26 protein-coding genes are annotated in these 25,439 nt (G+C 70.4%); 15 read left to right on the forward strand and 11 right to left on the reverse strand.

The features are described 5' to 3' along the window. The first annotated feature begins 168 nt into the window (after positions 1 to 168). Together ACFLIM_RS03620 and ACFLIM_RS03625 are read left to right on the forward strand one after the other, a co-directional pair. The gene (locus ACFLIM_RS03620; protein WP_393161845.1) at positions 169 to 771 is read left to right on the forward strand and encodes a GNAT family N-acetyltransferase; all 603 of its coding nucleotides are present in this window, start codon (positions 169 to 171) and stop codon (positions 769 to 771) included. A 677-nt stretch (positions 772 to 1,448) separates the two neighbouring features. Beyond that, positions 1,449 to 2,129 (forward strand): copper homeostasis protein CutC, encoded by a 681-nt coding sequence (locus tag ACFLIM_RS03625; RefSeq protein WP_393161847.1) that lies wholly within the window; start codon positions 1,449 to 1,451, stop codon positions 2,127 to 2,129. A gap of 3 nt (positions 2,130 to 2,132) precedes the next feature. On the opposite strand, the gene ACFLIM_RS03630 is transcribed toward ACFLIM_RS03625, so the two are convergent. The 6 genes from ACFLIM_RS03630 to ACFLIM_RS03655 are packed head-to-tail and all read right to left on the reverse strand — an operon-like array spanning position 2,133 to position 8,702. After that, positions 2,133 to 3,278: a DUF6986 family protein gene (locus ACFLIM_RS03630; protein ID WP_393161849.1), complete on the reverse strand. Its 1,146-nt coding sequence runs from the start codon at positions 3,276 to 3,278 to the stop codon at positions 2,133 to 2,135. After that, the gene (locus ACFLIM_RS03635) at positions 3,262 to 4,563 is read right to left on the reverse strand and encodes an FAD-dependent oxidoreductase (RefSeq protein ID WP_393161851.1); all 1,302 of its coding nucleotides are present in this window, start codon (positions 4,561 to 4,563) and stop codon (positions 3,262 to 3,264) included. The genes ACFLIM_RS03630 and ACFLIM_RS03635 overlap by 17 nt, the downstream gene beginning before the upstream one ends. An 8-nt stretch (positions 4,564 to 4,571) precedes the next feature. After that, on the reverse strand, positions 4,572 to 4,991 hold the full coding sequence (locus ACFLIM_RS03640) for an AMP-binding protein (protein WP_393161852.1): 420 nt from the start codon (positions 4,989 to 4,991) through the stop codon (positions 4,572 to 4,574). Positions 4,992 to 5,049: 58 nt separating this feature from the next. Further along, complete coding sequence (locus ACFLIM_RS03645) at positions 5,050 to 6,576, reverse strand: AMP-binding protein (RefSeq protein WP_393161854.1); 1,527 nt, start codon at positions 6,574 to 6,576, stop codon at positions 5,050 to 5,052. A gap of 3 nt (positions 6,577 to 6,579) precedes the next feature. Further along, on the reverse strand, positions 6,580 to 7,635 hold the full coding sequence (locus ACFLIM_RS03650; protein WP_393161856.1) for a hypothetical protein: 1,056 nt from the start codon (positions 7,633 to 7,635) through the stop codon (positions 6,580 to 6,582). Beyond that, positions 7,635 to 8,702: an LLM class flavin-dependent oxidoreductase gene (locus ACFLIM_RS03655; RefSeq protein ID WP_393161858.1), complete on the reverse strand. Its 1,068-nt coding sequence runs from the start codon at positions 8,700 to 8,702 to the stop codon at positions 7,635 to 7,637. Before ACFLIM_RS03655 ends, ACFLIM_RS03650 begins: the two co-directional genes overlap by 1 nt. Before the next feature lie 100 nt (positions 8,703 to 8,802). Here ACFLIM_RS03655 and ACFLIM_RS03660 point away from each other — a divergent pair, with 100 nt between their 5' ends. Beyond that, entirely contained in the window at positions 8,803 to 9,282 is a 480-nt protein-coding gene (locus ACFLIM_RS03660) for a hypothetical protein (RefSeq protein WP_393161860.1), read from the forward strand. Here ACFLIM_RS03660 and ACFLIM_RS03665 read toward each other — a convergent pair. Beyond that, entirely contained in the window at positions 9,279 to 10,217 is a 939-nt protein-coding gene (locus tag ACFLIM_RS03665) for an acyl-CoA dehydrogenase family protein (protein WP_393161862.1), read from the reverse strand. The two genes, ACFLIM_RS03660 and ACFLIM_RS03665, sit on opposite strands and share 4 nt — an antisense overlap. A 133-nt stretch (positions 10,218 to 10,350) precedes the next feature. On the opposite strand from ACFLIM_RS03665, the gene ACFLIM_RS03670 reads away from it, so the two are divergent. Together ACFLIM_RS03670 and ACFLIM_RS03675 are read left to right on the forward strand one after the other, a co-directional pair. Next, positions 10,351 to 11,025: a hypothetical protein gene (locus tag ACFLIM_RS03670; protein ID WP_393161864.1), complete on the forward strand. Its 675-nt coding sequence runs from the start codon at positions 10,351 to 10,353 to the stop codon at positions 11,023 to 11,025. Positions 11,026 to 11,095: 70 nt separating this feature from the next. After that, positions 11,096 to 12,838, forward strand: coding sequence for a proline--tRNA ligase (locus ACFLIM_RS03675; RefSeq protein ID WP_393161866.1), 1,743 nt, complete (start codon positions 11,096 to 11,098; stop codon positions 12,836 to 12,838). Between the two features lie 23 nt (positions 12,839 to 12,861). Here the strand turns inward: ACFLIM_RS03675 and ACFLIM_RS03680 are convergent, their stop codons facing one another. After that, the gene (locus ACFLIM_RS03680; RefSeq protein ID WP_393161868.1) at positions 12,862 to 13,344 is read right to left on the reverse strand and encodes a ferritin-like domain-containing protein; all 483 of its coding nucleotides are present in this window, start codon (positions 13,342 to 13,344) and stop codon (positions 12,862 to 12,864) included. Continuing rightward, positions 13,341 to 13,811 carry a hypothetical protein gene (locus ACFLIM_RS03685; protein WP_393161870.1) on the reverse strand — a complete coding sequence of 157 codons (471 nt, stop codon included), beginning with the start codon at positions 13,809 to 13,811 and terminating at the stop codon, positions 13,341 to 13,343. The genes ACFLIM_RS03680 and ACFLIM_RS03685 overlap by 4 nt, the downstream gene beginning before the upstream one ends. A gap of 221 nt (positions 13,812 to 14,032) precedes the next feature. On the opposite strand from ACFLIM_RS03685, the gene rimP reads away from it, so the two are divergent. The 8 genes from rimP to truB all read left to right on the forward strand — a co-directional run bounded on the left by rimP (position 14,033) and on the right by truB (position 22,014). Next, a complete protein-coding gene (gene rimP / locus ACFLIM_RS03690; protein WP_393161872.1) occupies positions 14,033 to 14,518 on the forward strand; it encodes a ribosome maturation factor RimP in 486 nt (161 codons plus the stop codon). An 11-nt stretch (positions 14,519 to 14,529) separates the two neighbouring features. Continuing rightward, the gene (gene nusA, locus ACFLIM_RS03695; RefSeq protein WP_393161874.1) at positions 14,530 to 15,534 is read left to right on the forward strand and encodes a transcription termination factor NusA; all 1,005 of its coding nucleotides are present in this window, start codon (positions 14,530 to 14,532) and stop codon (positions 15,532 to 15,534) included. Further along, positions 15,518 to 15,817 carry a YlxR family protein gene (locus tag ACFLIM_RS03700; protein ID WP_393161876.1) on the forward strand — a complete coding sequence of 100 codons (300 nt, stop codon included), beginning with the start codon at positions 15,518 to 15,520 and terminating at the stop codon, positions 15,815 to 15,817. Before nusA ends, ACFLIM_RS03700 begins: the two co-directional genes overlap by 17 nt. Positions 15,818 to 15,942: 125 nt before the next feature. Beyond that, positions 15,943 to 19,134, forward strand: coding sequence for a translation initiation factor IF-2 (gene infB, locus ACFLIM_RS03705; RefSeq protein WP_393161878.1), 3,192 nt, complete (start codon positions 15,943 to 15,945; stop codon positions 19,132 to 19,134). A 120-nt stretch (positions 19,135 to 19,254) separates the two neighbouring features. Continuing rightward, entirely contained in the window at positions 19,255 to 19,551 is a 297-nt protein-coding gene (locus ACFLIM_RS03710) for a DUF503 domain-containing protein (protein ID WP_393161880.1), read from the forward strand. 39 nt (positions 19,552 to 19,590) lie between these two features. Next, positions 19,591 to 20,043 (forward strand): 30S ribosome-binding factor RbfA, encoded by a 453-nt coding sequence (gene rbfA, locus ACFLIM_RS03715; RefSeq protein WP_393161882.1) that lies wholly within the window; start codon positions 19,591 to 19,593, stop codon positions 20,041 to 20,043. After that, complete coding sequence (locus ACFLIM_RS03720; RefSeq protein WP_393161884.1) at positions 20,040 to 21,110, forward strand: DHH family phosphoesterase; 1,071 nt, start codon at positions 20,040 to 20,042, stop codon at positions 21,108 to 21,110. Before rbfA ends, ACFLIM_RS03720 begins: the two co-directional genes overlap by 4 nt. Positions 21,111 to 21,141: 31 nt before the next feature. Continuing rightward, entirely contained in the window at positions 21,142 to 22,014 is an 873-nt protein-coding gene (gene truB / locus ACFLIM_RS03725; protein ID WP_393161886.1) for a tRNA pseudouridine(55) synthase TruB, read from the forward strand. Between the two features lie 4 nt (positions 22,015 to 22,018). Here truB and ACFLIM_RS03730 read toward each other — a convergent pair whose 3' ends face one another. Then, positions 22,019 to 23,038, reverse strand: a complete 1,020-nt coding sequence (locus tag ACFLIM_RS03730) for a TRM11 family SAM-dependent methyltransferase (RefSeq protein ID WP_393161887.1) — start codon at positions 23,036 to 23,038, stop codon at positions 22,019 to 22,021. A 115-nt stretch (positions 23,039 to 23,153) separates the two neighbouring features. On the opposite strand from ACFLIM_RS03730, the gene ACFLIM_RS03735 reads away from it, so the two are divergent. Continuing rightward, positions 23,154 to 24,080: a bifunctional riboflavin kinase/FAD synthetase gene (locus tag ACFLIM_RS03735; RefSeq protein WP_393161889.1), complete on the forward strand. Its 927-nt coding sequence runs from the start codon at positions 23,154 to 23,156 to the stop codon at positions 24,078 to 24,080. Between the two features lie 147 nt (positions 24,081 to 24,227). On the opposite strand, the gene ACFLIM_RS03740 is transcribed toward ACFLIM_RS03735, so the two are convergent. Next, on the reverse strand, positions 24,228 to 24,809 hold the full coding sequence (locus ACFLIM_RS03740) for a DJ-1/PfpI family protein (RefSeq protein ID WP_393161891.1): 582 nt from the start codon (positions 24,807 to 24,809) through the stop codon (positions 24,228 to 24,230). Positions 24,810 to 25,037: 228 nt separating this feature from the next. Between ACFLIM_RS03740 and rpsO the strand changes: the two genes are divergently transcribed. After that, the gene (gene rpsO / locus ACFLIM_RS03745) at positions 25,038 to 25,307 is read left to right on the forward strand and encodes a 30S ribosomal protein S15 (RefSeq protein WP_360679882.1); all 270 of its coding nucleotides are present in this window, start codon (positions 25,038 to 25,040) and stop codon (positions 25,305 to 25,307) included. Positions 25,308 to 25,439 lie beyond the last annotated feature (132 nt).

A 25,439-nucleotide genomic window follows, 5' to 3' on the forward strand; every position in this document is an offset into this window, starting at 1 on the left:
GGGCGCAGCGAGAAATAGCCGCCTCGCTGGCCATGGGGAGTCGTGCATACTCCCCTAAATCGCCATTTATCCATGCATATCGGGTTATGGCCGTTTTTCGCCCCTGCGCGACATTGCCTCATCACGCTGTGTACTAGCGCGGACACCCAAGGCAACGGGAGTTGTATTATGCACACAAACACCCTGCTTCATCCGCTCGCACTCCGGCGGGCGGAACCCTCGGACCTTCCCGGCGTACTCACGCTGCTCGCGGACACCGCCGAGTGGCTCTATTCGCAGGGGGTACGTCAGTGGCCCCGCGGAGGGTTCGGCCCTGAGCGGATCGAGCCGCTCATCGAGGAGCGGGTGCTGTTCCTGCTGGACGACGAGCTCAGGTATCTCGACCCCGACGAATCCGCCCCGCCGGTAGCCACCATGGCTCTCGACGACCACGCGGATCCGGAGTTCTGGACTCCATCCGACGATCCCTCGTCCGCCCTCTACATCCACAAGCTGACCGTGGCCCGTCCGTGGTCGGGCAGCGGCCTCGGGGACGCCCTCCTGGACTGGGCCGGCGCCTCGGCCTACGCCGCGGGCCTGCCCCAGCTGCGGCTCGACTGCGCGAAGGGGAACCGGCGGCTGCAGGACTACTACCGCAGCCGCGGCTTCCGGCACGTTCGCACGGTGGATCTTCCCCACCGCTCGTCGGGCGCCCTCTTCGAACGGCCCTCGGAAGACCTGTCGACAACGGCCTTCCGTGACCTCACGATCGCGGAACTGATCAGCGCCTAGAAGTTCTCGCTGTTCCACGGCCCGGCTCCGACCATGGGGCCGGGCCGCCGCACGTGTACCACCCTTGCGGGACACCTCCACGTCTGCCCGCTCACCGCTCGCCACCTCACGCTGCGCGTCTCACGTGCCGTGCGCCGACTCGTCCCGCGCGGCCGGCGTCCCACCCGCTGTGCGTCCGCCCGGGTGGTGCGCGTCCGGATAGCGGCTCCGTGGCGCCCTCAGCGGGTCGAGGGTGGCCGGCTGGAGCGGTTGCGCAGGGGCGGGGTCGGGGGACTTGTCTGGACGTCTCTCAGGGCGTCAGGTGGGCTGTCTGGGCGGCTGGGGTTGCCCGCGAGTGCCGCCGCCCGCGGAACAGACGCAGAATGATCTCACCGTCCGCGGCCACCTCCCTTGTGGGAGGGCCGCGGTGACGGCGGCCGGTGCGGCCGCGCTGGCGAAGGGCGAACGACGCCATGCGCGTGCTCGATACCTTCGTGGAACGCTCACTCGACGAGATCGATGTCATCGCCGGGCTGTGGTACCTCTGACCAGACCGTCAGCCCGCACTTCGCTGATCTCCGAGCCGGCGGGCTAATCCGTCACGCACTTGGTGGGGACGGACAGTTCGCCGTGCTCCAGCCCAGCTAGCAGGGAACTTTCCGGCGCAAGTGCACAGACCACCATATAACCTCTCCTGCATGACCGGATCCCTGCTCGAGGTGATCGCGCTGACCGTGCGCGACGCCGTGGCCGCGGAACAGGGCGGTGCCGATCGGCTGGAGGTCGTCGCCGACATGGCGGCCGACGGGCTGACCCCCTCCCCCGAGACGGTGGCCGCGATCGCCGCGGAGTGCCCCTTGCCGCAGATGGTGATGCTGCGCTGCGACGCCAACTTCACCGCCGATCCCGACGTCCTGGACCGGTTGCGGCGCGACGCCAAGACGCTGGCGCAGGCCGGGGCGGCGGGGTTCGTGTTCGGGTTCCTGGACGGTGCGGGCGTCGTCGATCTGGTGGCCACCGAGGCGCTCATCCACGCCGTCTCGCCGCTCCCGTGGACGTTCCACCGGGCCGTCGATCATGCCGCCGACGTCCAGGCGTCCTGGCGGGCCGTGCGCCTGCTGCCCAACCTCGCCACCGTGCTCACCTCCGGCTCGCCCGCCGGGGTGGGGAAGGGCCTGCAGGTACTGAGAACCCGGGCCGAGGCGGGCGACGGCTCGATCATCCTGGCCGGTGGCGGACTGAAGCCGGTGCACGTACCGGCGCTGCTGGACTACGGCATCCGCGCCTTCCACGTGGGCTCCGCCGTACGGGCGAGCTGGTCGGATCCGGTCGAGTGGCGTCTCGTCCGCCAGTGGCGGGCCCTGGTCGAACGCGACTGACCGTCAGGGCAGGGCGGCGTCGGCTCGGCGGAGCGCGGCGACGAGGGTGCGGATCGTGGCGGGCTCGTCCATGACGCCGCCCCCGGCCTCCCGCTGCTCCTCCCAGGCGCCGACCCTGTCCCGGTAGGAGGCGTAGCGGGCCAGGTGGAAGGCGTAGACGGTGGCGAACCTGCTCACCAGATGCGACGGATGCATGTCCCAGCCCTGGTAGAAGCCGTGCCGCAGCGAATGCCGGACCAGTTCGGCGTGCCGCCGCCACAACGCGTGTACGTCCCGCGCCCCGTCCGAGGCGGGAGAGGCGGCCAGCGACCCGTCGGACAACTCCACCCCCGTGCCCGCGAACGCCGTCTGCATCACATGCCGGGCATGGTCGCAGGCCGGATGGTCGAGCCGTTGTTCGTGCGGCGGCAGCCCGATCGCGGCCGTGTAGTCGAACACCCCGAAATGCGCCGCCGCCAGCCGCCCGCCCAGCGACTCGGCCAGGTCGCCGCGCAGGAACGGCAACGTCTGCGGCGCCTCCACCTGCATCTCGAATCGCAGCCGCGAAACCCCGAGCCTCGACTCCAGCCGCTCCAGCACGCCTGCGAACTGCCCCAGGTACTCCTCCATCAGCACCTTCGGAAAGGTCACCGTGAACCCGGCGGGCAGCTCACCGACCCGCTCCACCACCCCGGCGACGAACCCGTCGAGCGTGCGCACAGACCGCCCGGGATCCCCGTCGGCGAACGACTTCACCCGCGGTCCCCACCGCCGCGGCAACGTCCCCGCCGCGTGCATCGCGGCCACCGCCTCGACCGCCTGCGCCACGTGCCCGTCCTCCACGGAGCCGGGGCGGACGCCGTACCCGTCCTCGAAATCGACGCGCAGGTCCTCGATCGGCTCGGTCGCGAGCTTCCGCGACACCCTCTCGTGTACGCCGGCGGACAGCTCCTCGGGCACCCCGAAGACCTCGCCCAGCTCGAAAGGCCCGGCAAGATGCGCCTTGACCAGGGACAACGCCTGGTCGCCCCACTCGGAGACGGTACGGGCGGAGAGCCGGTCGGCCGGGACGTACACGGTGTGGACCGGTTGCCAGCCCGGCTCCGACACGGGATAGCGGGCCTGCTGGACCCGGTACGCCTCCGTGAAGCCCTCAGGAACGGCACGCACGGAGCATGGCCTCCAGACCGACGAGCTTGACACGTTCGCCACGGCCCAGGGACCTGGCCAGTTCGGCCTCGGCGGTCTCGATGGCCAGCCACTCCTCGTACGTCACGGGACGCACACCACGAGAGGCCAGCAGCGTGTCGATGGTCCTTTCCGCCATCCGTTCCTGACCTTCGAGGTCGGAAAGGAGCGTGCGGACCGTTTCCGCCGCGTCGGACTTGTTGGTGCCGATCACCCCGGTCGGACCGCGTTTGAGCCAGCCCGCCACGTATTCGCGGTCCCGCACCCGGCCGGCCTCGTTCGGCACGGTCATGGTCCGCTCCGAGAACGGCACCCCGGGCAGCGGCACGCTCTGGTAACCGACGGAGCGCAGCACCATGCCGACCGGCAACGTCTCGAACTCGCCCGTGCCGACCACGCGGCCCTCCTCGGACAGGCGGGTGCGTTCGAGCTTGAGGCCCTCCACCCGCTCGGTGCCGAGGATCTCCACGGGCCGCAGCCAGAAGCGCACGTCGAGGCGGCGCGGGCGGCCGACCGGCTCGCGGGCGGCCCACGACTGCAGGACCTTGATGTTGCCCTGGATCTGGCGCGGGAAGTCGCCGCCCAGGACGACGGCCTCTTCGGGGCGGACGCAGACGTCGGCGTTCGCCAGCTCGCCGAGCTCGCGCAGCTCCTTCAGGGTGAACTTGGCGTGCTCCGGGCCACGGCGGCCGACCATGTGAATGGCCTTCACCTGGCTGTCTTCGAGGCGTTCGAGCACGTCGTGGGGCACGTCGGTGGAGCGCAGCTCGTCGTGGGTCTTGGCCAGGATGCGTACGACGTCCACGGCCACGTTCCCGACGCCGATCACCGCGACCTCGGAGGTGTCCAGCGTGAACCGGCCGGGATCGACGTCGGGATGCCCGCAGTACCAGTTCACGAAGTCGGTCGCCGCCACGCTGCCCGGCAGGTCCTCGCCGGGGATGCCGAGCTTCCTGTCGACCATCGCCCCCGTGCAGTAGACCACCGCGTCGTAGGAGTTCAGCAGGTCCTCGACGGACAGGTGCTCGCCGAGCGTGACGCCGCCCAGGAAGCGGACCTCGGGCAGCTCCAGCACTCTTCGCAGGTAGTTGGCGATCGACTTGATCGAGGTGTGGTCGGGCGCGACGCCGTACCTGACCAGCCCGTACGGGGTCGGCAGACGTTCGAGGACATCGACCTCGACAGGCTCGACCGACTGCTTGACCAGCGCCTCCGCCGTGTAGATCCCGGCGGGGCCCGACCCGATGACCGCCACGTGCAACGCCACGCTGCCTCCTAAGACCCGGTTACGCGTCCCACTAGGTGTAACCGGCCGGTGTGATCGATGTATCCCCGATCCCCGGTGCGGATGAACCCGTCCCTTGCGAATACCGCATGATCGGGGCTCTTGCCAACGTAGCCGCTCATCACCGCTTCCGAGCGGAGCAGCACCTCACCCTGGTCCTCATCGGGCAGGATGCGGCCTTCCCCGTCCCGGATCGACACGTCGACCCCGGCCCGTGGCCTGCCGACACTCTCTTCGGCGTCCTCGGGGGGATCGTCGGGTCGCGTGCCGAGGCCCAGCCCGGCTTCGGTGCCCGGGTCCTGGTCGGAGAACCGGTCGAGGTCGGCGAAGGACAGCGAGGTGGAGCCGGTGACCACGGCCGCGCGGCCCCCGAACCTGCGTGCGGCCTCCCCGGCCAGGAGGCGCAACATGGCAGCTCCTGGGACAAAAGGCCTACTTTCACCCTACTCGGCCCAGCGAGGCCCGCGCCTATTCCGTGGCGGCCCGCGCCCGGAGCGCGAGCTTGTCGACCTTGCCGTTGACGTTCGTGGGCAGTGCGTCGACCACGACGATCCGCTTGGGCACCTTGTAGTTGGACATTTTCTCCCGCGCCCACGCGAGCAGGGCATCGGGCTCGGGCGACACACCGGGCCGGGGGACCACGTACGCCACGCCCGCCTCGCCCGTGACCGGGTCCGGCACGCCGACGACCGCCGCCTGCGCCAGCGAACCCTCCCTCAGGAGGAGCGACTCGACCTCGGCGGGGGAGACGTTGAAGCCGTTGACGATGTAGAGCTCCTTCTTGCGGTCCACGATGGCGAGATTTCCGAATTCGTCCAGCACGCCGACGTCGCCCGTGTGCAGCCAGCCGTCCGCGTCGACGACCTCGGCCGTCCGGGCGGGGTCGTCCCAATAGCCGCGCATCACGCCATAGCCGCGCTGCAGGATCTCGCCGCGCGCGCCCGGCGGGACCTGCTTGCCGTCGTCGTCGACGACCTTCACCTCGATGCCGGGCACGGCTCTGCCGGTGGTGTTCGCGATCACCACGATGGGGTCGCCGGCCCTGGTCATGGAGACGACGGTGCCTTCCATCAGCCCGTACGCGTTGATCATGCGCTCCAGGCCGACCCGCTCGACCAGCCGGTTGATCAGGGCGGACGGCACGGCGGCGGCCCCGCAGATGGCCACCCGCAACGACGACACGTCCCAGGAGCCGCGGTCCAGCTCGTCCAGCAGCCGGTGGAACAGGGTGGGCGGCCCGGCCAGGACCGTGATCCGCTCGGACGAGATGAGCGACATCAGGGCGTCCGGCGTGAAGATGGGGATCGGCACCATCGTGGCCCGGCGCAACACGCAGGCGATGAGCCCGGCGTTCAGCCCGAACCCATGACTGAACGGGGCGATCACCGGATAGCGGTCGCGCTCGTTCAGGGTGACGATCTCGGACCAGTCCCAGTAGCCGCGCAGGATCTGGGCGTGGTCCAGCATGACGCCCTTGGGGGTGCCGGTGGTGCCCGAGGTGGACATGATCTCGCACAGGTCCTCGGGGCGGGTGGCCAGCGCGCGCTCCTCGGACTCCCGCGCGGAGACCCGCGTACCGAGGGCACGTAATTCGGACGGGTGCCGCAGCCCTGGAAGGGGCGGCAGGAGGTCGGCGAGCGGGGTCGCAGTAGGACCCGCGCCGGTGACCACCACCTTCGCGCCGGTCTTCTCGATCAGCTGGGCGGCCTCGATGCCCTTGTAGCGGGACGAGAGCGGCACGATGACCGCGCCCGCGTCCCAGATCCCGAACGCGTGCAGCACCCAGTACGCCGAGTTCAGCCCCCACATCGCCACCCGGTCGCCGGGGCCGACGTCCAGGGCGATGAGGCCGCGGGCGATCTCGGCGGCCGCGGTCCTCAGCCCGGACATCGTCACCCGGGTGCCGCCGTCGGCGACCACGACGGCGTCGGGATGGTGCTCTGCCTGGTCGCGCAGCATGCGGGGGAGCGTCCCCCAGTCCGGCATCGGTGCCATCGGTCACCCCTGGGTGATGAGAGCGCGGTCCCTTCCGAGGTGGTGGCCGCGCAGGTCGTTCACCGTGCCGGGCACGGGGGTCTCGGAGACGTCCTGGGCGATCTCCACGTCGATCGAGATGGGGGTCAGCGCCTGGACGGCCTGGACGATCCTCGACTTCCACATGGGGTTCCCGATGAGGCTCTCCCGGCCGAACGTCACCGTGAGCGCCGCCGCGTCCAGCGTTCCCTGCCTGTTGATCGCGAGCTCCCAGCCCGCCACCCCGTCGATCTTCGACAGCGCCTTCTCGATCCGTGGCAGCGCCAGCCACACGCCCCTGACCAGCACATGCTCGCCTACCGTGTGCGCCGGTGCCGGTATGCCCGCGCCACCGGTCCCGGCCACCTGCCCGGTCCTCAGCACGGCGTCGCCGAGCGCCGGGTGGGCGTACGGGGTGACGACCAGCTCGGCGAGGTCGGCCGCGGGATCCGGGACGTCCTCCTTGGTCAGGGCCGCCAGCCCCAGCACGCCGTCCGCGAGCGGTGTGAGCGGGTCCTCCTCGGCCGCCCGCCACGCCAGGGCGGCGCCGCTGAACGGGCTCGCGAACACCTCCGTCACCCTGGCCCCGAACTCGCCCGCCAGATGGCTCATCGTCCGCTTCGAGGCGATCTCGCCGGTCAGCACGATGTTCCGGAGCCCGAGGTCCAGCGGGTCCAGGAGGAACTCCAGGTGCAGGCGGGCCAGGAAGTCCATCGCGCCCGTCGGGGTGACGACCAGCGTGCTGGCCCGCAGCGCGGACAGCGCGTGGTGCAGGCGCATCCGGCCGCGCGGGCCCACGCAGGCGGCGGACTCGGCCACCTCCGCCGCGGCCCCTGCCCAGAGCGCGCCCGCGGGCTCGGAGAGTGCCACCACGACGCGGTCGCGCTCGCCGACGCCCGCCTCGCGCAGCGCCTCCACGGTCAGGCTCGCGTCCTGCGGGCCCAGTGGGAACACGCTCGACACGTCGGGGGAGGCCAGCAGGAGCCCGGTGGCCGAGCGCGCGGCGGCTCCGAGGTCGTCACGGGTCAGCCAGCGGGCCATCAACGCACCACCTCGGTCATGAACAGCGTCATCGCGTCGCACACCCGCTCATGCGCCAGCCCGCCGACCTGCGCCTGGATGATGAGATCCGTGGCGCCGGCCTCGGCGATCCTGGCCAGGGCCTTGCGCGAGCCCTCCACGTCGTCCACCACCACCATCAGGTGCTCCCGCAGCGTGGCCATGGCCTCCTCCGGCGGCAACCCGGCCGCCAGCTGCCCCAGCACGCGGTGGGTGGCGTGGCGGGCGTCGTAGTAGTCGGGCGGGGTGACGAGGTTGACCTGGCGGCGGATGTACCACAGGACGGCGTCGGCGGCCGTGGCGGTCGCCTCGTCCCGGGTGGGGGCGACGTACCAGGGGATCATGAGGGCGACGCGGCGGGAGGCGGGGTCGAAGCCGTGATCCGCCAGACATTCCCGATATTTCGTGATGTCGGCGGCGACGTCGTCGATGCCTTTGAGCATCGTCATGCCGAGCAGGTTGTACCCGTGCCTGGCGGCCGCCAGGTAGCCGTCCAGCGAGGTGGACGCCACCCACACCGGGGGATGCGGCTCCTGCGCCGGACGCGGGTAGACGGCCACGTCGGGGATCTCGAAGAACTCGTTCGACCTGCTGACGGGCTCGCCGTCGGCCTGCCAGATGGCCAGCGTCGCCTCCAGCGAGTCCTCCCAGATCCGCCGCGACTGCTCGAACGGCTTCTGGAACGCCTGGTACTCCAGCGGCGAGGCCCCTCTCCCCGTCCCGAACTCCACCCGCCCGCCGCTCAGCACGTCCAGCGTGGCGACGCGCTCGGCGGTGCGGATCGGGGACTGGAACGGCAGCAGCACCACGCCGAGTCCCAGATGGATGCGCTCGGTGCGCTGCGAGATGGCGGCCAGGACCAGGTCGGGGGCGGAGGAGTGGGAGAAGCCCCTGGTGAAGTGGTGCTCCACGAACCAGGCCGTGTCGAAGCCCAGCCGGTCGCCGAGGACGACCTGGTCGATCACGTTCTGGAACGCCTGTTGCTCGACTTCGCGGGTGCGACCGCGGACCTCCAGTTCATATCCCAAGCTGATCCGTAGGGACGTCATCGCGCCTCCGGCGTAATAGTGAACCAAGCGCTCGCTTGGTAGAGCGTATCAGCGGCAAAGACTTGCGGGAAGGGCGCGCCCGCGATCAGAGTGGGTGTTCGTGAAGCGAAAGCACGCGCTGCGGCGGCCTAAGGACGAAGCGCTCCCCGGCCCCGCCGACGACGACCTCTCGCTCACCAGTGCCCGCAGGTATGAGGCGTTCGGCCGGGTGATGGCCGCGCTCGCGACCGAGGCCGACTTCATCGAGTCGTGCCGCGACCTGACGTGGTGGCGGGGGGCCGATCACAGCTGGCACATCGAGTGGCGGGACGGCCCGTACGCGTACGAGGTGGCGTCGTTGCTCGCCGAGGAGGTGCGCGACCCCGACTTCGACGGCTCGCTCGTCACCGAGGTCGGTCCCGGCAGCGCCGGCTCGGCGGTGCTCGACGTGATGGGCGTGCGTTTCGAACTGCGCGCGATCGACCCGATGGGCCGGGCGATCGTACGCGAGCGCCCTGGGTTCTGGCGCCTGTCCGAGGCCCTCGACACCACCCGCCGCACCAACACCCGCCACCCCTGGGAAGAGCTGCTCGGCGGTTAGTCTCCGAACACGTGGCCTGCGAGGCGGGCGCGGTGGGCCAGCGGCGGGCAGAAGAGCTGCGCGTCCGAGGTCGCCCGCTTCAGATAGCGGTGGGCAGGATGCTCCCAGGTGATCCCGATACCGCCGTGGACCTGGATGTTCTCGCCCGCCGCCGCCAGGTAGGCCTCCGTGCAGTACGACCCCGCGATCGCCGCGAACACCTCGTCACCGGCCGCCGCCCCCGCCGCCGACCGGGCCGACTCCACCAGGAGCAACAGGTCGGCCAGCTTGTGCTTGATCGCCTGGAACGACCCGATCGCCCGCCCGAACTGCCGCCGCGCCTTGGCGTGCTCGACCGCCATCTCCAGGCACCGCTGCGCCCCGCCCACCTGCTCGGCGGCCAGCGCGGCGATCCCGAGGTCGCGCACGCGCGCCCACGACCCGCCGTCGCCGAGCCGCCGCACCGGGGTGCTCTGGAAGGAGAGCTCCTCCAGCGGCCGGCTCTCGTCCATGGTCCGGTACGTCCTGCGCCCCGCCGGCACGGCCTCGACCAGCAGATCGTCGAGGTAGACGAGCACCAGCTCGCCCTCCAGCGCGTACGGGACCACGCCCGTGAGCAGGCCGTCGTCGAGGCGGAGGGCGCCGTCCCCCGGCAGCACCACGGTCGCGGTCGTCCGCGCGTCGGCCAGCGCCTCCAGCAGCTCGGACGCCGCGCTCGCCTCGGCCGCCGCCACGGCCATCACCGCCGACTGCAGGAACGGATGGGGTGACAGGACCCGGCCCAGCTCCTCCGCCACGGCGGCCATCTCGGCCGGACCGCATCCCGCCCCGCCGTACTCCTCGGGGACGAGCAGCCCCGCGACCCCCACATCACGCGCGAGCGCCTGCCACGACGCGGCCGGCCGGTCGGCGAGGTAGGTGCGTACGACGGCGCGGAGCTCATCGGGGAGTGCCATGGGCCGATGCTAACCAAGCGATTGCTTGTCTTGGCATAGGGATGACCGAAATTTGCCTTTTTTGTACGGTCACATAGTCTGACGCTGGTCATCGCTAGACATAGCAGGGGGCGGGTTGACCAGGGAAATGGAGATGAAAAACACCACGATCGACTATGCCGACTTCGCCGAGTACGACCGGCGCCAGCGCGGCATCGAACGCCATCTCGTGACGGCATTCCTGGGAGGACTGGTCGTCGGGCTGATCGGGATGCTCATTTCCGGCAAGGGCCCCGGGTGGATCGGCCAGATCTACGACCCGTACGTCTACCTCGCCCTGTCGCTGGTCGTGGGCGCCAGTGCGTCAGGGTTCGGGTGGGCGTTGCTGACGACGTTCCTGGCGGCGGTGGCCACGCTGGTCGCGGCCCTGGGCGCGGGCGCGCTGGCCGGCCACGACACCTCCGACTCCATCGGCGGCAGCGCCGCGGGGCTCAACTGGACGCTCGCCCTGCTCGTCGGCCTGGGCCTGCTGGCGTACGTCACCCGCAGAGACGACTCCTGGGGCGACCTGGCGGCGGGCGCGGTCGGCGCGGCGCTGATCGCGGACGTGGTGGATCGGGCGACTCCGGGGTTCATCGCCAGCGAGCGGGCGTTCTGGCCCGGGCCCGCGATGGTGATCGGGCTGCTGGCCGTGGTCCTGGTGCTGGTGCTGCGCAGGAACGCGCGGCGGCGGCGAGTGCGCGCGCTGGCGATGTCGGCGCTGTTCGCGGGCGTGTTCACGGCCTGCCTCGCGGCCTTGATGGTCGGCTGGATCCCGCTCACGGTATAACCCTGAGCGCGAGGCCGCTCCGAGTCGATAGCCTGTAGTTCTTCACATCCACGTTCTCCGAGGAGTAGCCGTGTTGCTGCGCATGTCGTCGTTGTTTCTTCGCACCCTGCGGGACGACCCGGCAGACGCGGAAGTGCCGAGCCACAAGCTCCTGGTCCGCGCCGGCTACGTCCGCCGCGTGGCGCCCGGCATCTACTCCTGGCTGCCCCTCGGCAAGATGGTGCTGGAAAACGTCGCCAGGATCGTCCGCGAGGAGATGAACAGGATGGGCGGCCAGGAAGTGCTCTTCCCCGCCCTGCTGCCCCGCGAATACTACGAGGCCACCGGCCGCTGGACCGAATACGGCGACAACATCTTCCGGCTTCAGGACCGCAAGGGCGCCGACTACCTCCTCGGTCCCACGCACGAGGAGCTCTTCACCGACATGGTCAAGGGCGAATACTCCTCCTACAAGGACTATCCGGTCACCCTCTACCAGATCCAGACCAAATATCGGGACGAGGCCCGGCCCAGGGCGGGCATCCTGCGCGGTCGCGAGTTCCTCATGAAGGACTCCTACTCCTTCGACCTCGACGACGACGGGCTCAAGCGCTCCTACGAGCAGCACCGGGAGACGTACATCAGGACGTTCGACCGGCTCGGCATCAACTACAAGATCGTCTACGCCCAGTCGGGGGCGATGGGTGGGTCGGCGTCGGAGGAGTTCCTGGCGCCCACGCCCACGGGCGAGGACACGTTCGTGGCCTGCCACTCGTGCGGCTACGCGGCCAACGCCGAGGCCGTCCTCACGACCGCCCCGGCGGCTCGCTCGTACGACGACGCAGCGGCACTGAAGGTCCTCGACACCCCTGACACGCCGACGATCGAGACGCTGGTCTCGTACGTCAACGAGCACCACGGCCTGTCGATCACCGCCGCCGGCACCCTGAAGAACATCGTCGTCAAGGTCTCCACACCGGGCTCCGACAAGGTGGAGACGCTGGTCATCGGCGTGCCGGGCGACCGCGAGGTGGACTTCAAGCGCCTGGAGGCGTCGCTGTCGCCCGGTGAGCCCGCCATCTTCGAGGCCGCCGACTTCGCCAAGCACCCCGGTCTCGTCCGCGGCTACATCGGGCCGCAGGTCCTGCGCGAGCTCGGCATCCGCTACCTGGTCGACCCCCAGGTGGTCACCGGCACGTCCTGGGTGACGGGCGCCAACGAGCCGGGCAAGCACGCCGCCAACGTCGTGGCGGGCCGCGACTTCACCCCGGACGGCACGATCGAGGCCGCCGAGGTGCGCGCCGGCGACGCCTGCCCCCGCTGCGGCTCCCCGCTGTCCATCGACCGCGGCATCGAGATCGGCCACATCTTCCAGCTCGGCCGCAAATACGCCGACGCCGCCGGCCTCGACGCCCTCGGCCCCGACGGCAAGCCGATCCGCATCACGATGGGCTCCTACGGCATCGGGGTGTCCCGTGCCGTGGCGGTCATCGTCGAGCAGGCCCACGACCCGCTCGGGCTGGTGTGGCCCCGCGAGGTGGCCCCCGCCGACGTCCACATCGTGGGGACGGGCAAGGAGCACCAGGTGGAGGCGGCACTGGAGCTGGGCGCCGAGCTGGAGTCGCGCGGGCTGCGGGTGCTGGTGGACGACCGGGCGCAGGTGTCGCCGGGGGTGAAGTTCAAGGACGCGGAGCTGCTGGGGCTGCCGACGATCGTGGTGGTCGGACGGGGGCTGACGCAGGGTGTGGTGGAGCTCCGGGACCGGGTCTCCGGCGAGAAGTCGGAAATCCCCCTCACGGAGGCCGCCGACCGCATCCTGGCCGCCATCAGCTGATGCTCACCGCCTGACGCCCGGCCCTACTCTCCGTCCCGTACCGGTGAAGGCGAAGGGGACGCGGGAGCCGCGACCGGCATGCCGGGGAAGGCCGGCGGCTGGGCCGGGCGGAAGGCGTAGGAGCGGGTCACGGCCTCCTGCATGGCGAGCGCGGCGTAGCGGCGCAACGACACGTCCTGCGCGGCGGCCAGCTCCAGGTAGGCGGCCGTGACGCCGGTCTCCAGGTGCACCGCCAGCCTGACGGCCAGGGCCGCGTTGGACGGGAAGAACGGCAGCGCATAGGACGCGTCGGGCTCGGTCGGCCTGCCGCCCCGCGTCGTGATGAGCGTGCGCAACTGGTCGCGGTGCTCCCGGTGGGCGTCGAAGGCCGCGCTGATCCTGGCCCGCAGCGCTCCCGACGTCCGCGCCCCGAGCAGCCCGTACGCGAACAGCACCGCGTGCTCCGCCGCCAGCGCCTTGCGCAGCTTCTCGATGTCGTCGGCGGTCACCGCGGTCACAATGCTCACAACGACCTCGGCAGGGCGGCGGCGTGGGCGGCCTCGCAGGCGCCGATGCTGGCGATCAGCTGGGCCACCCCGGGCGAGACACCGGCCAGCTGGCGGGTCCGCAGCGCCGCCGCCTTGCGTTCCAGATCCCGCAGGCGCGACAGCGACGCCGTGGCCGTGGCCGTGGCGGACGGCGACGGCGATGCCGCGGGCGGCGACGAGGTGACGGTGACGTGCTTGCGCAACTCGTTCACATGCGCCTGGTGGCGATCCCGGAACGGGATCAGCTTGCGCCCCCCAGCGGCGATCAGGGATGAATAGAGCGCGATCGTGCGTTCTTTCTCCGCGATCAGGTCTTTCAGCAGCAGGGTCTCGGGCGTGTCCGTGGCCTGGGCGGACGGCTGTGGAGGGCCGGACCCGCTGCAGGCGGTGAGAGCGGCCGCTCCGCCCGCCAGCAAGGCTCGCCGGGAGAGGTGACGCGGGCGCACGGGCTTGGACCTCCAGTGACTACGGACGCAGATAGCATCGTACGGGCTAGTACCCGCGATCGCTGTCAGGCGACGCTCGCCATTCGACCACGACGAGTGGCGCTCTTTACGTGCCCCCGTACGGATAGGGTGTCAACTGTCGTCGCTGGCTGAGCGGCCAGACGGCGGGGAGCCAGTGGCGAGGTCCGCCCGGCTGAGACATGACAATAGGGGAGGTCGATATGGGCAGCGCATCACCCCGCGACCACCTGATGAAGATCCTTGAGCCCGTGGTCGGCGCGGAGGGTCTCGACCTGGAGGACGTCACGGTCACCCAGGCGGGCAAGAGAAGGTTGCTACGCGTGATCGTCGACCGGGACGGCGGCGTGAGCCTGGACGACGTGGCCGACGTGAGCCAGGCCGTCTCCACGGCACTCGACGGCGACGACTCGATGGGCCAGGCGGCTTACACGCTCGAGGTCTCCTCGCCGGGCGTCGACCGCCCGCTCACCGAGCCGCGCCACTGGCGCCGTGCCGCCAAGCGGCTGGTGAAGGCGGAGATGAGAGACGGCGCCGTGGTCGAGGGCCGCATCCTGGCCGCGGATGAGAGCGGTGTCGACATCGACGTCGAAGGCGCCGCACGCAGGCTTGATTACGAGGACCTGACCCGGGGACGGGTACAGGTGGAATTCCGCCGACTCGACGACGTCGACGGCGACGAAGGCTAGGGGGAGCCGTCGTGGACATCGACATGAGCGTCCTGCGCAGCCTGGAGCGGGAAAAGGACATCTCCTTCGACCTGGTCGTCAAGGCGATCGAGGACGCGCTGCTGATCGCGTACTTCCGCACCGACGGCGCCGCCTCCAAGGCGCGGGCCGAGCTCGACAGGAGCAGCGGCCACGTCACGATCTGGGCCGCTGAGCTGGACGAGGAGGGCGAGGTCGTCAGGGAGTTCGACGACACACCCAACAACTTCAGCAGGATCGCCGCCACCACCGCCAAGCAGGTCATCCTGCAGCAGCTGCGCGACGCCGAAGACGAGATCAACTTCGGCGAGTACGCCAGCCGCGAGGGCGAGCTGGTCTCCGGCGTCATCCAGCAGGGCAAGGACCCGCGGGTGGTGCTGGTCGACCTCGGCAAGATCGAGGCCGTGCTGCCGCACGCCGAGCAGGTGCCCGGCGAGGAGTACGTGCACGGCGAGCGCATCCGCGCCTACGTGGTGCAGGTGAAGAAGGGTCACAAGGGCCCCTCCGTCACCTTGTCGCGCACGCATCCCGGGCTGGTGAAGAAGCTGTTCGCGCTGGAGGTGCCCGAGATCGCCGACGGCACCGTGGAGATCGCCGCGGTGGCGCGCGAGGCGGGTCACCGTACGAAGATCGCGGTCAGGTCGCGCAGGCAGGGTGTCAACGCCAAGGGCGCATGCATCGGTCCGATGGGCTCGCGCGTGCGCAACGTGATGACCGAGCTGCACGGCGAGAAGATCGACATCATCGACTGGTCGGAGGATCCGGGCGAGTTCGTGGGGAATGCCCTGTCACCCGCACGTGTTACCCACGTCGAGGTTCTCGATCTCGATGGACGCGTCGCGCGCGTGACCGTGCCCGACTACCAGCTCTCGCTGGCCATCGGGAAAGAGGGGCAGAACGCCCGGCTTGCCGCGAGACTCACAGGGTGGCGGATCGACATCCGGCCCGATACTCAGGCCGAGGATGCCGCCGGTTCCGTAGATGCGTCAACACGGTAAGCTGGAATATGGTGGCCACGCGGTCCCACAGCGCACCTGTGTGGGCTGCAGGGTTCGCACGGCTAAGTCCGAGCTGCTCCGACTGGTGCGGGTCGAGGACCAAGTGGTTCTTGACCTGCGAGGACGGCTTCCTGGCCGCGGTGCATCGCTGCATCCGTCCTTGAGCTGTCTGGAGCTTGCCGAGCGTCGCCGAGCGTTCCCGCGCGCGTTCCGCGTGCCGGGGCCGCTTGACGTCTCGCGCGTGCGGGCGCACCTGGAAGGAGAACCACGAAATGTCATGTAGGACGCCGAGTTGATGGGCGGAGTCAGATTGCTATGAGCGCCTGATGAGCACGCGGCGATGAAGACGTCAAGGTAGCGACGGTCCGGACGGCATAGCCAGCCTCCCGGGCCGAGTAAGGGAGTGCAGTGGCGAAGGTCCGGGTATACGAGCTCGCTAAGGAGTTCGGCGTAGAGAGCAAGGTCGTCATGGCCAAGCTCCAAGAGATGGGGGAGTTCGTCCGTTCGGCGTCCTCCACCATCGAGGCGCCGGTGGTCCGCAGGCTCACCGAAGCTCTGGGCGCATCGAAGGGTGGGCCCTCTAGGGGCGGCGGTTCGCCGTCCAACAAACCGCAGCCGCCAAGGGCTGCTCCCCGGCCGGCGGAGAGCCAGGCCGGTAACGGCGCCGCAGGGGCGCCGATCCCCTCAACCCCACGTCCGGGTCCCAAGCCCGGACCTGTTCCCCGTCCTGGGCCCGGTGGTGGCGGCGGTCAGCCGCGCCCGCCGGTGCCCATGCCTCACCAGCAACAGCAGCAGCCGGAGGCCGCTCGCGGTGAGACGTCAGGGGCTCCGCAGGCGCGTTTCGAAAGTGCCGCGCCCGCCCGTCCGGCTCCAGGTCCACGGCCTGGTCCCGCCGCCCGTCCGGGTCCCAAGCCCGGCCCCGCGCCCCGTCCCGGGCCCGGTGGTGACAGGCCCAGCGACAGGCCCAGCGACAGGTCCAGCGATAGGCCCAGTGACAGGCATGGTGGCGGCGGCGGTCGCGACCAGGCCCCGCGTCCCGGCGCGCCCGCCGGTGGCGGCGGCCCGCGTCCAGGCCCCGGTCCCAAGCCGGGCCCGCGTGGCCCGCGTCCTGGCAACAACCCGTTCTCTTCCACCGCCAGCGGCATGGGCCAGTCCCGTCCGCCGCGCCAGGGCGGCAACCGCGACGGCGGTGGCGGCCCCGGCCAGCGCGAGCGTCGTGACGGTCCGCCGCGCGACGGCGCGATGCCGCGCCCGCCGCAGGGTCGTGGCGGCGGCGAGGGCAGGTCCGGCACGGCCGGGCCGCGTCCTGGACCGCCCTCCGGCGGCTCGCGTCCCGGTCCCGGTGCGGGAGGTCCCCGTCCCGGTGGCCCGCGTCCCAACCCGATGATGATGCCGCAGGGTCGTCCCTCCGGCCCCGGCGGTGGTGGCGGCGGTGGCGGCGGTGGTCGTCCCGGTGGCGGTGGCGGTGGCGGCGGCGGTCGTCCCGGCGGTGGCGGCGGTGGCCGTCCCGGTGGCGGTGGCGGCGGCGGTCGTCCCGGTGGCGGTGGCGGCGGGTTCGCCGGTCGCCCTGGTGGCGGCGGCACCGGCCAGCGCACCGGCACCGGTGGTCCCGGCGGTGGTGGCGGCGGCTTCGCCGGTCGTCCAGGTGGCGGCGGTCGCGGTCGTGGCGGCGGCACCGCGGGAGCCTTCGGGCGTCCTGGTGGCCGTCCCGCGCGTGGCCGCAAGTCGAAGCGTCAGAGGCGCCAGGAGTTCGACAACATGTCGGCCCCGGCGATCGGCGGCGTGCAGGTCTCTCGTGGCAACGGCGCGACGATCCGCCTTCCGCGCGGCGCGTCGCTGGCCGACTTCGCCGACCGCATCGGCGCGAACCCCGCCGCGCTCGTGCAGATCATGCTGCACCTCGGCGAGATGGTGACCGCGACCCAGTCGGTCAACGAGGAGACGCTGCAGCTGCTCGGCCAGGAGTTGGACTACAACATCCAGGTCGTCAGCCCGGAGGAGGAGGACCGCGAGCTTCTCGAGGCCTTCGACATCGAGTTCGGCGAGGACGAGGGCGACGAGGCCGACCTGGCCGCGCGTCCGCCGGTCGTGACCGTCATGGGTCACGTCGACCACGGTAAGACCAAGCTGCTCGACGCCATCCGCAAGACCAACGTGGTGGCGCGCGAGGCGGGTGGCATCACCCAGCACATCGGTGCTTACCAGGTCTCCGCCGAGCACGAGGGCGAAGAGCGAAAGATCACCTTCATCGACACCCCGGGTCACGAGGCGTTCACCGCCATGCGTGCCCGAGGCGCCAAGTCCACCGACATCGCGGTGCTGGTGGTCGCGGCCGACGACGGTGTGAAGCCGCAGACGATCGAGGCCCTCAACCACGCCCAGGCGGCCGACGTGCCGATCGTGGTCGCGGTCAACAAGGTCGACAAGGAGGGCGCGGACCCCAACAAGGTGCGGGCCCAGCTCACCGAGTACGGCCTGGTGGCGGAGGAGTACGGCGGCTCGACCCTCTTCGTCGACATCTCGGCGAAGAACGGCACGGGCATCGACGAGCTCCTCGAGGCCATCGTGCTGACCGCGGACGCCGAGCTCGACCTGCGGGCCAACCCGTCGATGGGCGCCCAGGGCATCGCGATCGAGGCACACCTCGACAAGGGTCGCGGCCCTGTCGCGACCGTCCTGGTCCAACGCGGCACGCTCCGCGTCGGCGACTCGATCGTGTGTGGCGAGGCCTACGGCCGCGTCCGCGCGATGCTCGACGACAACGGCGACGCGGTCGAGGAGGCCACGCCGTCGCGTCCGGTCCGGGTGATGGGCCTGACGGCCGTGCCTGGCGCCGGTGACAACTTCATCGTCGTCACCGACGACCGGATGGCCCGCCAGATCGCCGAGCAGCGCGCGGCGCGCAAGCGCAGCGCCGACATGGCGAAGTCGAGCCGCCGCCTCACCCTCGAGGAGCTGTTCAGCAACCTCGAGAAGGGCCGCGTCGACGAGCTCAAGCTCATCATCAAGGGTGACGTGTCCGGTTCGGTGGAGGCCCTGGAAGACGCTCTGCTCAAGATCGACGTCGGCGACGAGGTCAGGCTCCGTGTCCTGCACCGCGCGGTCGGCGCCATCACCGAGTACGACGTCAACCTGGCCGTCGCCGACGACAACGCGGTCATCATCGGCTTCAACGTCCGCCCCGAGCCTCGGGCGCGCGACCTGGCCGAGCGCGAGGGCGTCGACATCCGCTACTACTCGGTCATCTACCAGGCGATCGAGGAGATCGAAGCGGCGCTCAAGGGCATGCTCAAGCCCGAGTTCGAAGAGGTCCAGATGGGCACCGCCGAAGTCCGCGAGGTCTTCAAGGTGCCGAAGATCGGCAACGTCGCCGGTTCGCTGGTCCGCTCCGGCCTGATCGTCCGCAACAGCAAGGCCAGGATCATCCGCGACGGCGTCGTCATCGCGGACAACCTGACCGTCTCGTCCCTGCGTCGCTTCAAGGATGACGCGACCGAGGTCCGCGAGGGCTTCGAGTGCGGCATCGGGGTCGGCTACAACGACATCCGGATCGACGACACGATCGAGACGTTCGAAATGCGGGAGAAGCCGCGCGTGTGACACGCGGCCGGGCGCCCGGCGGGACATCCGCCGGGCGCCTCTCGCACGCCCCGGCCTGGTCCCCACCGCAGCAGGCCGGGCGTGCGCTCACCACACCAGGCCAAGCGGTGGTAACCAAGAATGTATGTGGGTGCTCTGACCCTGGACATCCTGCTCGGCGACGTCAGCTCGCTGAAGCAGAAGCGCTCTGTCATCCGGCCGCTGATCGCCGAGCTGCAGCGACGTTATCCCAGCATCGCCGTGGCCGAGACCGGCCATCTCGACCTGCATCGCAGGGCTGAGGTCGGCGTCGCGGTCGTCTCCGCCTCCGCGGGAAACTGCAAAGAGGTGCTGGACGCCTGCGAGCGGATGGTGGCCTTCCGCCCTGAGATCGAGCTGCTGTCGGCCAGGCACCGGCTCTACAACGACGAAGATTGAACGACTGCACGGCCAGGACGTGCTTGAGGGGGAGCGAACATGGTGGACGCCGCACGAGCGCGCAAGCTCGCCGACCGCATCCAGCAGATCGTCGCCGAGATGCTGGAGCGCCGGATCAAGGACCCGCGCCTGGGCTTCATCACCGTGACCGACACGCGCATCACCGCGGACCTGCGCGAGGCGACGGTGTTCTACACGGTGTTCGGCTCCGAGGCCGAGCGGGCCGACAGCGCGGCCGCCCTGGAGAGCGCCAAGGGCATCATCCGCTCCGAGGTGGGCCGCCAGACCGGCGTGCGCTTCACCCCGACGCTGACGTTCAAGCACGACCCGCTCCCTGACAGCGCGCGCCAGCTCGACGACCTGATCAACGCCGCCAGGGCGAGGGACGCCGAGGTGGCGCGCAAGGCCGAGAACGCCTCCTACGCGGGCGAGGCCGACCCCTACAAGAAGCCCGAGGAGGGCCTCGAGGCGGCCGGGGACGATCAGGCGTGACACCCGACGTTCGCGACGGAGCTCGCAGGGCCGGCCGCTCGTCCCACGTGGACCGGCGCCCGGCCGACTGCGGCGCGGTCCCGGAGGCCGCGTGGGATCGGGCGCTGCGCCTGATCGGCCAGGCGGACGAGGTCGCGCTGGCCTGCCACGTGACGCCGGACGGTGACGCGCTGGGCTCGATGCTGGCCGTCGGGTTCGTGCTGCGGTCGATGGGCAAGCGAGTTGTGGCCTCCTTCGGCGACCGGCACTTCGCGGTGCCCCGGCTGCTGCGGTTCCTGCCGGGTCAGGAGATGCTGGTGCCGCCGGCAGACTTCCCCGCGGCACCGGAGTTGATGATCACGTTCGACGCCTCGACGTTCGAGCGGCTGGGCTTGCTGCGCGACAACACCGCCAGGGCGCGTGAGGTCATCGTGCTCGACCACCACCCGTCCAACGAGGGCTTCGGCACGCTCAGCCTCATCGACGCCAAGGCCGCGGCCACGGCCATGCTGGCCGAACAGCTCCTCTACCGGCTCGGCGGGCGGCTCGACCGGGACATCGCCACGTGCCTGTACGCCGGTCTGGTGACCGACACTGGATCGTTCCGCTACTCCTCGACGACGCCCGCGGTGCACCAGATGGCGGCCAGGCTGGTGGCGACCGGGTTGCATACCGACGAGATCGCTCGTGAGCTGTGGGACCGGTCGCCGTTCGGCTATCTCAAGGTACTGGCCTCCGCGCTCGAACGGGTGATGCTGGAGGACGGGCTGGTGTGGACGTACGTGACGCGGATCGATCGGGCCGCGTACGGGCTGCCGTACGCGGAGCTCGAAGGCATCATCGACATCGTGCGGCGTACCGACGAGGCCGAGGTCGCGGTCGTGCTCAAGGAGGACGACCAGGGTGACTGGCAGGTGTCGACCCGGTCCAAGGGCACGGTGGACGTGGCGGCCGTGTGCGCGGCGCTGGGCGGCGGCGGGCACCACAACGCGGCCGGGTACACCTCGCACGACACCGTGGAGGAGGCCATGGCCGCGTTCACGCGCGAGCTGCGGAAGGTTCGACGGCGCTCTGGCGGGGCGTCGTGACGGCGTTCGGGATGTTCGGGTGGGAGGCTTGGTGGCCGGGAGCGGTCTGATCATCGTCGACAAGCCGGGCGACTGGACGTCGCACGACGTGGTGGCCAAGATGCGGCGCATCGCGGGCACCCGCCGGGTGGGACACGCGGGCACGCTCGACCCGATGGCGACCGGCGTGCTGGTGATCGGCGTGGAGAAGGCGACCAGGCTGCTCGGGCACCTGGCGCTGACGGAGAAGGTCTACGAGGCCACGATCAGGCTCGGCGTGAGCACGAACACCGACGACGCCGAGGGCGAGGTCACCGCGACGGCTTCGGCGGCCGGGGTGACGGCGGCCGAGATCCACAAGGGCATCGCGGCGCTGACCGGGGAGATCATGCAGGTCCCGCCGCAGGTGAGCGCGATCAAGGTGAACGGGCAGCGGGCCTACAAGAGGGCGCGCGCCGGCGAGGAGGTCGCACTGCCGGCCAGGCCGGTGACCGTGCGCTCGTTCGAGGTGCTGGACATCCGGCCCGGCCACGACGTCGTGGATGTGGATGCGGTCGTGACGTGCTCCAGCGGGACCTACATCCGGGCGCTGGCCCGCGACCTGGGCGCGGCGCTCGGGGTCGGGGGGCATCTGACGCGGCTGCGGCGTACCCGGGTGGGGCCTTATGACCTGTCCCTGGCCAGGAGCATCGAGCAGCTCGCCGAGGAGTGCGTGATCCTGCCGATCGGGGAGGCGGTGGCGGCGGCATTCCCCAGCAGGGACGTCACGGCCGAGGAGGCGCGCGTCATCGGGCACGGCGGGCGGCTGCCCGCGGCGGGGCTCGGGCAGGGGCCGATCGGGGTGTTCGGGCCAGATGGGGAGCTGCTCGCGCTGGTGGAGGAGCAGGGCGGGGTGGCCAAGCCGCTGGCCGTCTTCGTCTCCTGAGGCCCTACGCGGGTTTGCGGGCGACGATGATGTCGCGGACGATCGCCTGGTCGACCCAGTGCTCGAAGTCGGGGTAGTCCATCACCTCGAGGCCCGCGTCGGTGAGGATCGCGGCCAGCTCGGAGCTCTTGCCGCCGTAGGTGTTCCATGCGACGCCCATCGCGCCGCCGGGGCGCAGCAGCTCGGCCCAGACCGGGACGGCCTGTTTCAGCAGCTCCAGAGGGCTGCGTGACAGCCCGGTGCCGCCCTTGCTGCCATGTTGTACGCCATAGGGCGCGTCGGTCACCAGCACGTCGAACGACCGCGGCCGGAAGAACTCGCGGCTCTTGAGGGTGTCGGCGTTGACCATGGTCAGGTGCTGTACGTCGCCCGCCTTGACCGACTCCTTCGACAGGCCGAAGGTGACGTTCAGCCGCCGCCCCACCAGGGCCCGTTCGCGGCGCACCGGCACGGTCTCCGCCGTGTGCTTGAGCCGCTTGTTGCGCAGCCAGGTCTTGATGAAGCCGGAATATGCCTCGAAGTCCTTGCCGTCCACGTCGATGCCGTAGGCGTCGTAGCCGTACATGAGGGCTTGGTTGAGGGTCGTGCCGCGGCCGCACAGCGGGTCGAACACCGCCAGCCGGTCGCCCAGCTCCCTGTCTCCCGCCAGCACGGTGACGTTGAGCAGCAGCTTGGTGAAGTGCTCGTTGGTCTTGCCGGCGTATTTCTGGATGGTGATCAGGTCGCTGCTCAGCCGGTCGAGCGACGTCATGGCCAGCGGCCTGAGCAACTCGCCTTCCATCCCAAAAATTGCATAAACAGAGGAAAGATTTGACAGAAGCGAAATGTCCAGCTGGCTGAGCGGCTCCGGCGTCTCGAACGTCACGTACGGCACGCCGCCGATCTCCGTCTCCTCGCTGGCCAGCGCGTCGTAGCCGAGGGCACGCGTGCTGAACACGGCCAGCTCGCTCCTGGTCAGCCGGACGGAGTTTTCTCCGTAGACCCGGTTGAAGGCAGGCAGGATCAGAAGCGCGTATCGAGGCATGATGCCCGATCCTATCGCGCCCGGACCAGGGCTTCGGGGGGCGCGGAAGGCCCTCGGTTGGAGGGAACGGGGACGAGCATGGCAGGCTTGTGTCGGATTGATCCGCCACGAGCGAATGGGGCCTAGCGTGCAGGGTTCGGGAAGGTCTGTCGTCACCATCGGTGTGTACGACGGGGTCCACCGCGGGCACCAGCGGGTGATCGAGCGCGTGGTCGCCGTCGCGCGCGAACGGGGGTTGCGGAGTGTGGCCGTCACGTTCGAGCCGCATCCTGACGAGGTCGTGCGGCCCGGGACGCACCCGCAGCGGCTCACCAACCTCCGGCGCCGGGCCGAGCTGCTGGCCGGACTGGGGGTGGACGAGATCGACGTGATGGAGTTCACGTTCGATCTGTCGCGGACGAGCCCGGATGACTTCGCCCAGAACGTCCTGGCCGAACGCCTCCAGGCCGCCGTGGTCGTGGTGGGGGAGGACTTCGTGTTCGGGCGCGGGGCCAGCGGCGATGTGGAGACATTGCGGACGCTGGGCGATAAATACGACTTTGAGGTGGAGGCTGTGCCCAAGCTCGCCGCCATCTCCTCGACCTCGATCCGCGAGCGGCTCGTCGCGGGCGACGTCGAGGGCGCCACGGCGCTGCTGGGGCGGCCGCATCGGGTGGAGGGCGTGGTGGTGCGCGGCTACCAGCGGGGGCGCCAGCTCGGTTTCCCGACCGCCAACGTCGAGACGCCGCAGCACACGGCCATCCCGGCCGACGGGGTGTACGCGGGGTGGCTGGAGTGCGTGCCCGTGGCCAACCTGCCGGCGCTCTACGCGGGGGAACGGTGGCCGGCGGCGATCTCGGTCGGCACCAACCCGACGTTCGAGGGGGTGCCGCGCACGGTCGAGGCCTATGCGCTGGATCGGGATGATCTGGAGCTGTATGGGGTGCACGTGGCGGTCGAGTTCGCCGCCCGCCTGCGCGGCAACACGCGTTTCGACTCGATCGACGCCTTGATCGCCCAGATTCATGCTGACGTCGATGCCACCCGCCGTCTCACGAGCTAACCTCACCTCTGTTACGCGGTGCCGTGGCTTGCCACCCGCCGACGCCGGCTCACGTCTGTCCAGGAAACGCCCGCTGACCGGTCAGTGGCGCGCCGCCGCAACGGCGCGCCCGCTTGACCGGCTGGGTGGTATCGGCACTTGGCGGCGTCAGACCGGCGGCTCAGGGTCGTACTGCATGAAGCGGCGGATCTCGCGCGCCCGTTCCGTTGTCGACAGGCGGGCCACCAGGTGGAGGGCCATGTCGATGCCCGCTGACACCCCCGCCGACGTCACCATGTCGCCGTCGTCCACGAACCTGGCGTCCTTGCGGATCTCGATCGTCGGGTCCAGTTCGCCCAGCCGGTCGATCGCGCCCCAATGCGTGGTGGCCGGGCGGTTCTTCAGCAGTCCGGCGGCCGCGTACACCAGAGCTCCCGTGCACACGCTCGTCATCAACGGCACCTGGGCGCGCTGGTCGCGTACCCACTCCAGGTGTTGCTCGTCCGTGACCAGCGGTCGGGTGCCCTGCCCGCCGGGGTGGAGCAGGACGTCGAGGCGGCCCGCGTCGGCGAGGCCGTGGTCGGCGTGGAACGTCAGCCCCTTGGCGGCCCTGACGGGGCCGGGCGCGGGCGCCAGGGAGAGCAGCTCGATCTCGCCGGGCCAGAGCCGCTCCCACATGCCGAACACCTCCCATGGTCCCACCGCGTCGAGCTCCTCGACGTCCTCGAACAGCAGGATCCCGATCCGCATGGCATGCCCTCTCGAAGACGTGGCAGGGGTGAGCGATCATCGTCCCGCCTCGTGAGCCTGGCGCGATGAGACAGGACCACTCCACCCTAGGTGGTAACCTTGCATGTCGGCTCTGTAACGGCGGCGCCGCGCGCTGCCCATGACGGCCTTCACGCGGCGACTGTAGGCACGCACGGTCGTTCGCACCCATCATCTCATTCGCGCGTGCCCGTAGATTGAAGGAGAGCCGTGTCCCTCGACACCGCTGCCAAGAAGACCATCATCAGCGAGTACGCGACGGTCGAAGGCGACACCGGGTCGCCCGAGGTGCAGATCGCGCTGCTCAGCAAGCGCATCAGCGAGCTCACCGAGCACCTGAAGACGCACAAGCACGACCACCACAGCCGTCGTGGCCTGCTTCTGCTCGTCGGTCGCCGGCGCCGCCTGCTGAAGTACCTGCAGAAGGTCGACATCCAGCGTTACCGTTCGCTCATCGAGCGGCTCGGCCTGCGCCGATAACATGAAAGGGAGCGGCGTCCGCGTCGCTCCCTTCTCATCTGGCTCATATGGCCGGCGCCGCCCGGGTAGAGCCCACAGAGTCAGGCGCGTGGCGACGTGAAACGGCTCCGAGCCTGACGTACAACTGAATAT

Origin of the sequence: Nonomuraea marmarensis, from assembly GCF_043197025.1 — a bacterium.
Lineage (GTDB): Bacteria > Actinomycetota > Actinomycetes > Streptosporangiales > Streptosporangiaceae > Nonomuraea > Nonomuraea marmarensis.

Bases quoted from the DNA above. Each gene is read 5' to 3' on its own strand.
- ACFLIM_RS03620 (WP_393161845.1), top strand. From the start codon at position 169: ATGCACACAAACACCCTGCTTCATCCGCTCGCACTCCGGCGGGCGGAA.
- ACFLIM_RS03625 (WP_393161847.1), top strand. From the start codon at position 1,449: ATGACCGGATCCCTGCTCGAGGTGATCGCGCTGACCGTGCGCGACGCC.
- ACFLIM_RS03640 (WP_393161852.1), bottom strand. From the start codon at position 4,991: ATGTTGCGCCTCCTGGCCGGGGAGGCCGCACGCAGGTTCGGGGGCCGC.
- ACFLIM_RS03645 (WP_393161854.1), bottom strand. From the start codon at position 6,576: ATGGCACCGATGCCGGACTGGGGGACGCTCCCCCGCATGCTGCGCGAC.
- ACFLIM_RS03650 (WP_393161856.1), bottom strand. From the start codon at position 7,635: ATGGCCCGCTGGCTGACCCGTGACGACCTCGGAGCCGCCGCGCGCTCG.
- ACFLIM_RS03655 (WP_393161858.1), bottom strand. From the start codon at position 8,702: ATGACGTCCCTACGGATCAGCTTGGGATATGAACTGGAGGTCCGCGGT.
- ACFLIM_RS03665 (WP_393161862.1), bottom strand. From the start codon at position 10,217: ATGGCACTCCCCGATGAGCTCCGCGCCGTCGTACGCACCTACCTCGCC.
- ACFLIM_RS03670 (WP_393161864.1), top strand. From the start codon at position 10,351: ATGAAAAACACCACGATCGACTATGCCGACTTCGCCGAGTACGACCGG.
- rimP (WP_393161872.1), top strand. From the start codon at position 14,033: ATGGGCAGCGCATCACCCCGCGACCACCTGATGAAGATCCTTGAGCCC.
- ACFLIM_RS03700 (WP_393161876.1), top strand. From the start codon at position 15,518: ATGCGTCAACACGGTAAGCTGGAATATGGTGGCCACGCGGTCCCACAG.
- ACFLIM_RS03710 (WP_393161880.1), top strand. From the start codon at position 19,255: ATGTATGTGGGTGCTCTGACCCTGGACATCCTGCTCGGCGACGTCAGC.
- rbfA (WP_393161882.1), top strand. From the start codon at position 19,591: ATGGTGGACGCCGCACGAGCGCGCAAGCTCGCCGACCGCATCCAGCAG.
- ACFLIM_RS03730 (WP_393161887.1), bottom strand. From the start codon at position 23,038: ATGCCTCGATACGCGCTTCTGATCCTGCCTGCCTTCAACCGGGTCTAC.
- ACFLIM_RS03735 (WP_393161889.1), top strand. From the start codon at position 23,154: ATGGGGCCTAGCGTGCAGGGTTCGGGAAGGTCTGTCGTCACCATCGGT.
- ACFLIM_RS03740 (WP_393161891.1), bottom strand. From the start codon at position 24,809: ATGCGGATCGGGATCCTGCTGTTCGAGGACGTCGAGGAGCTCGACGCG.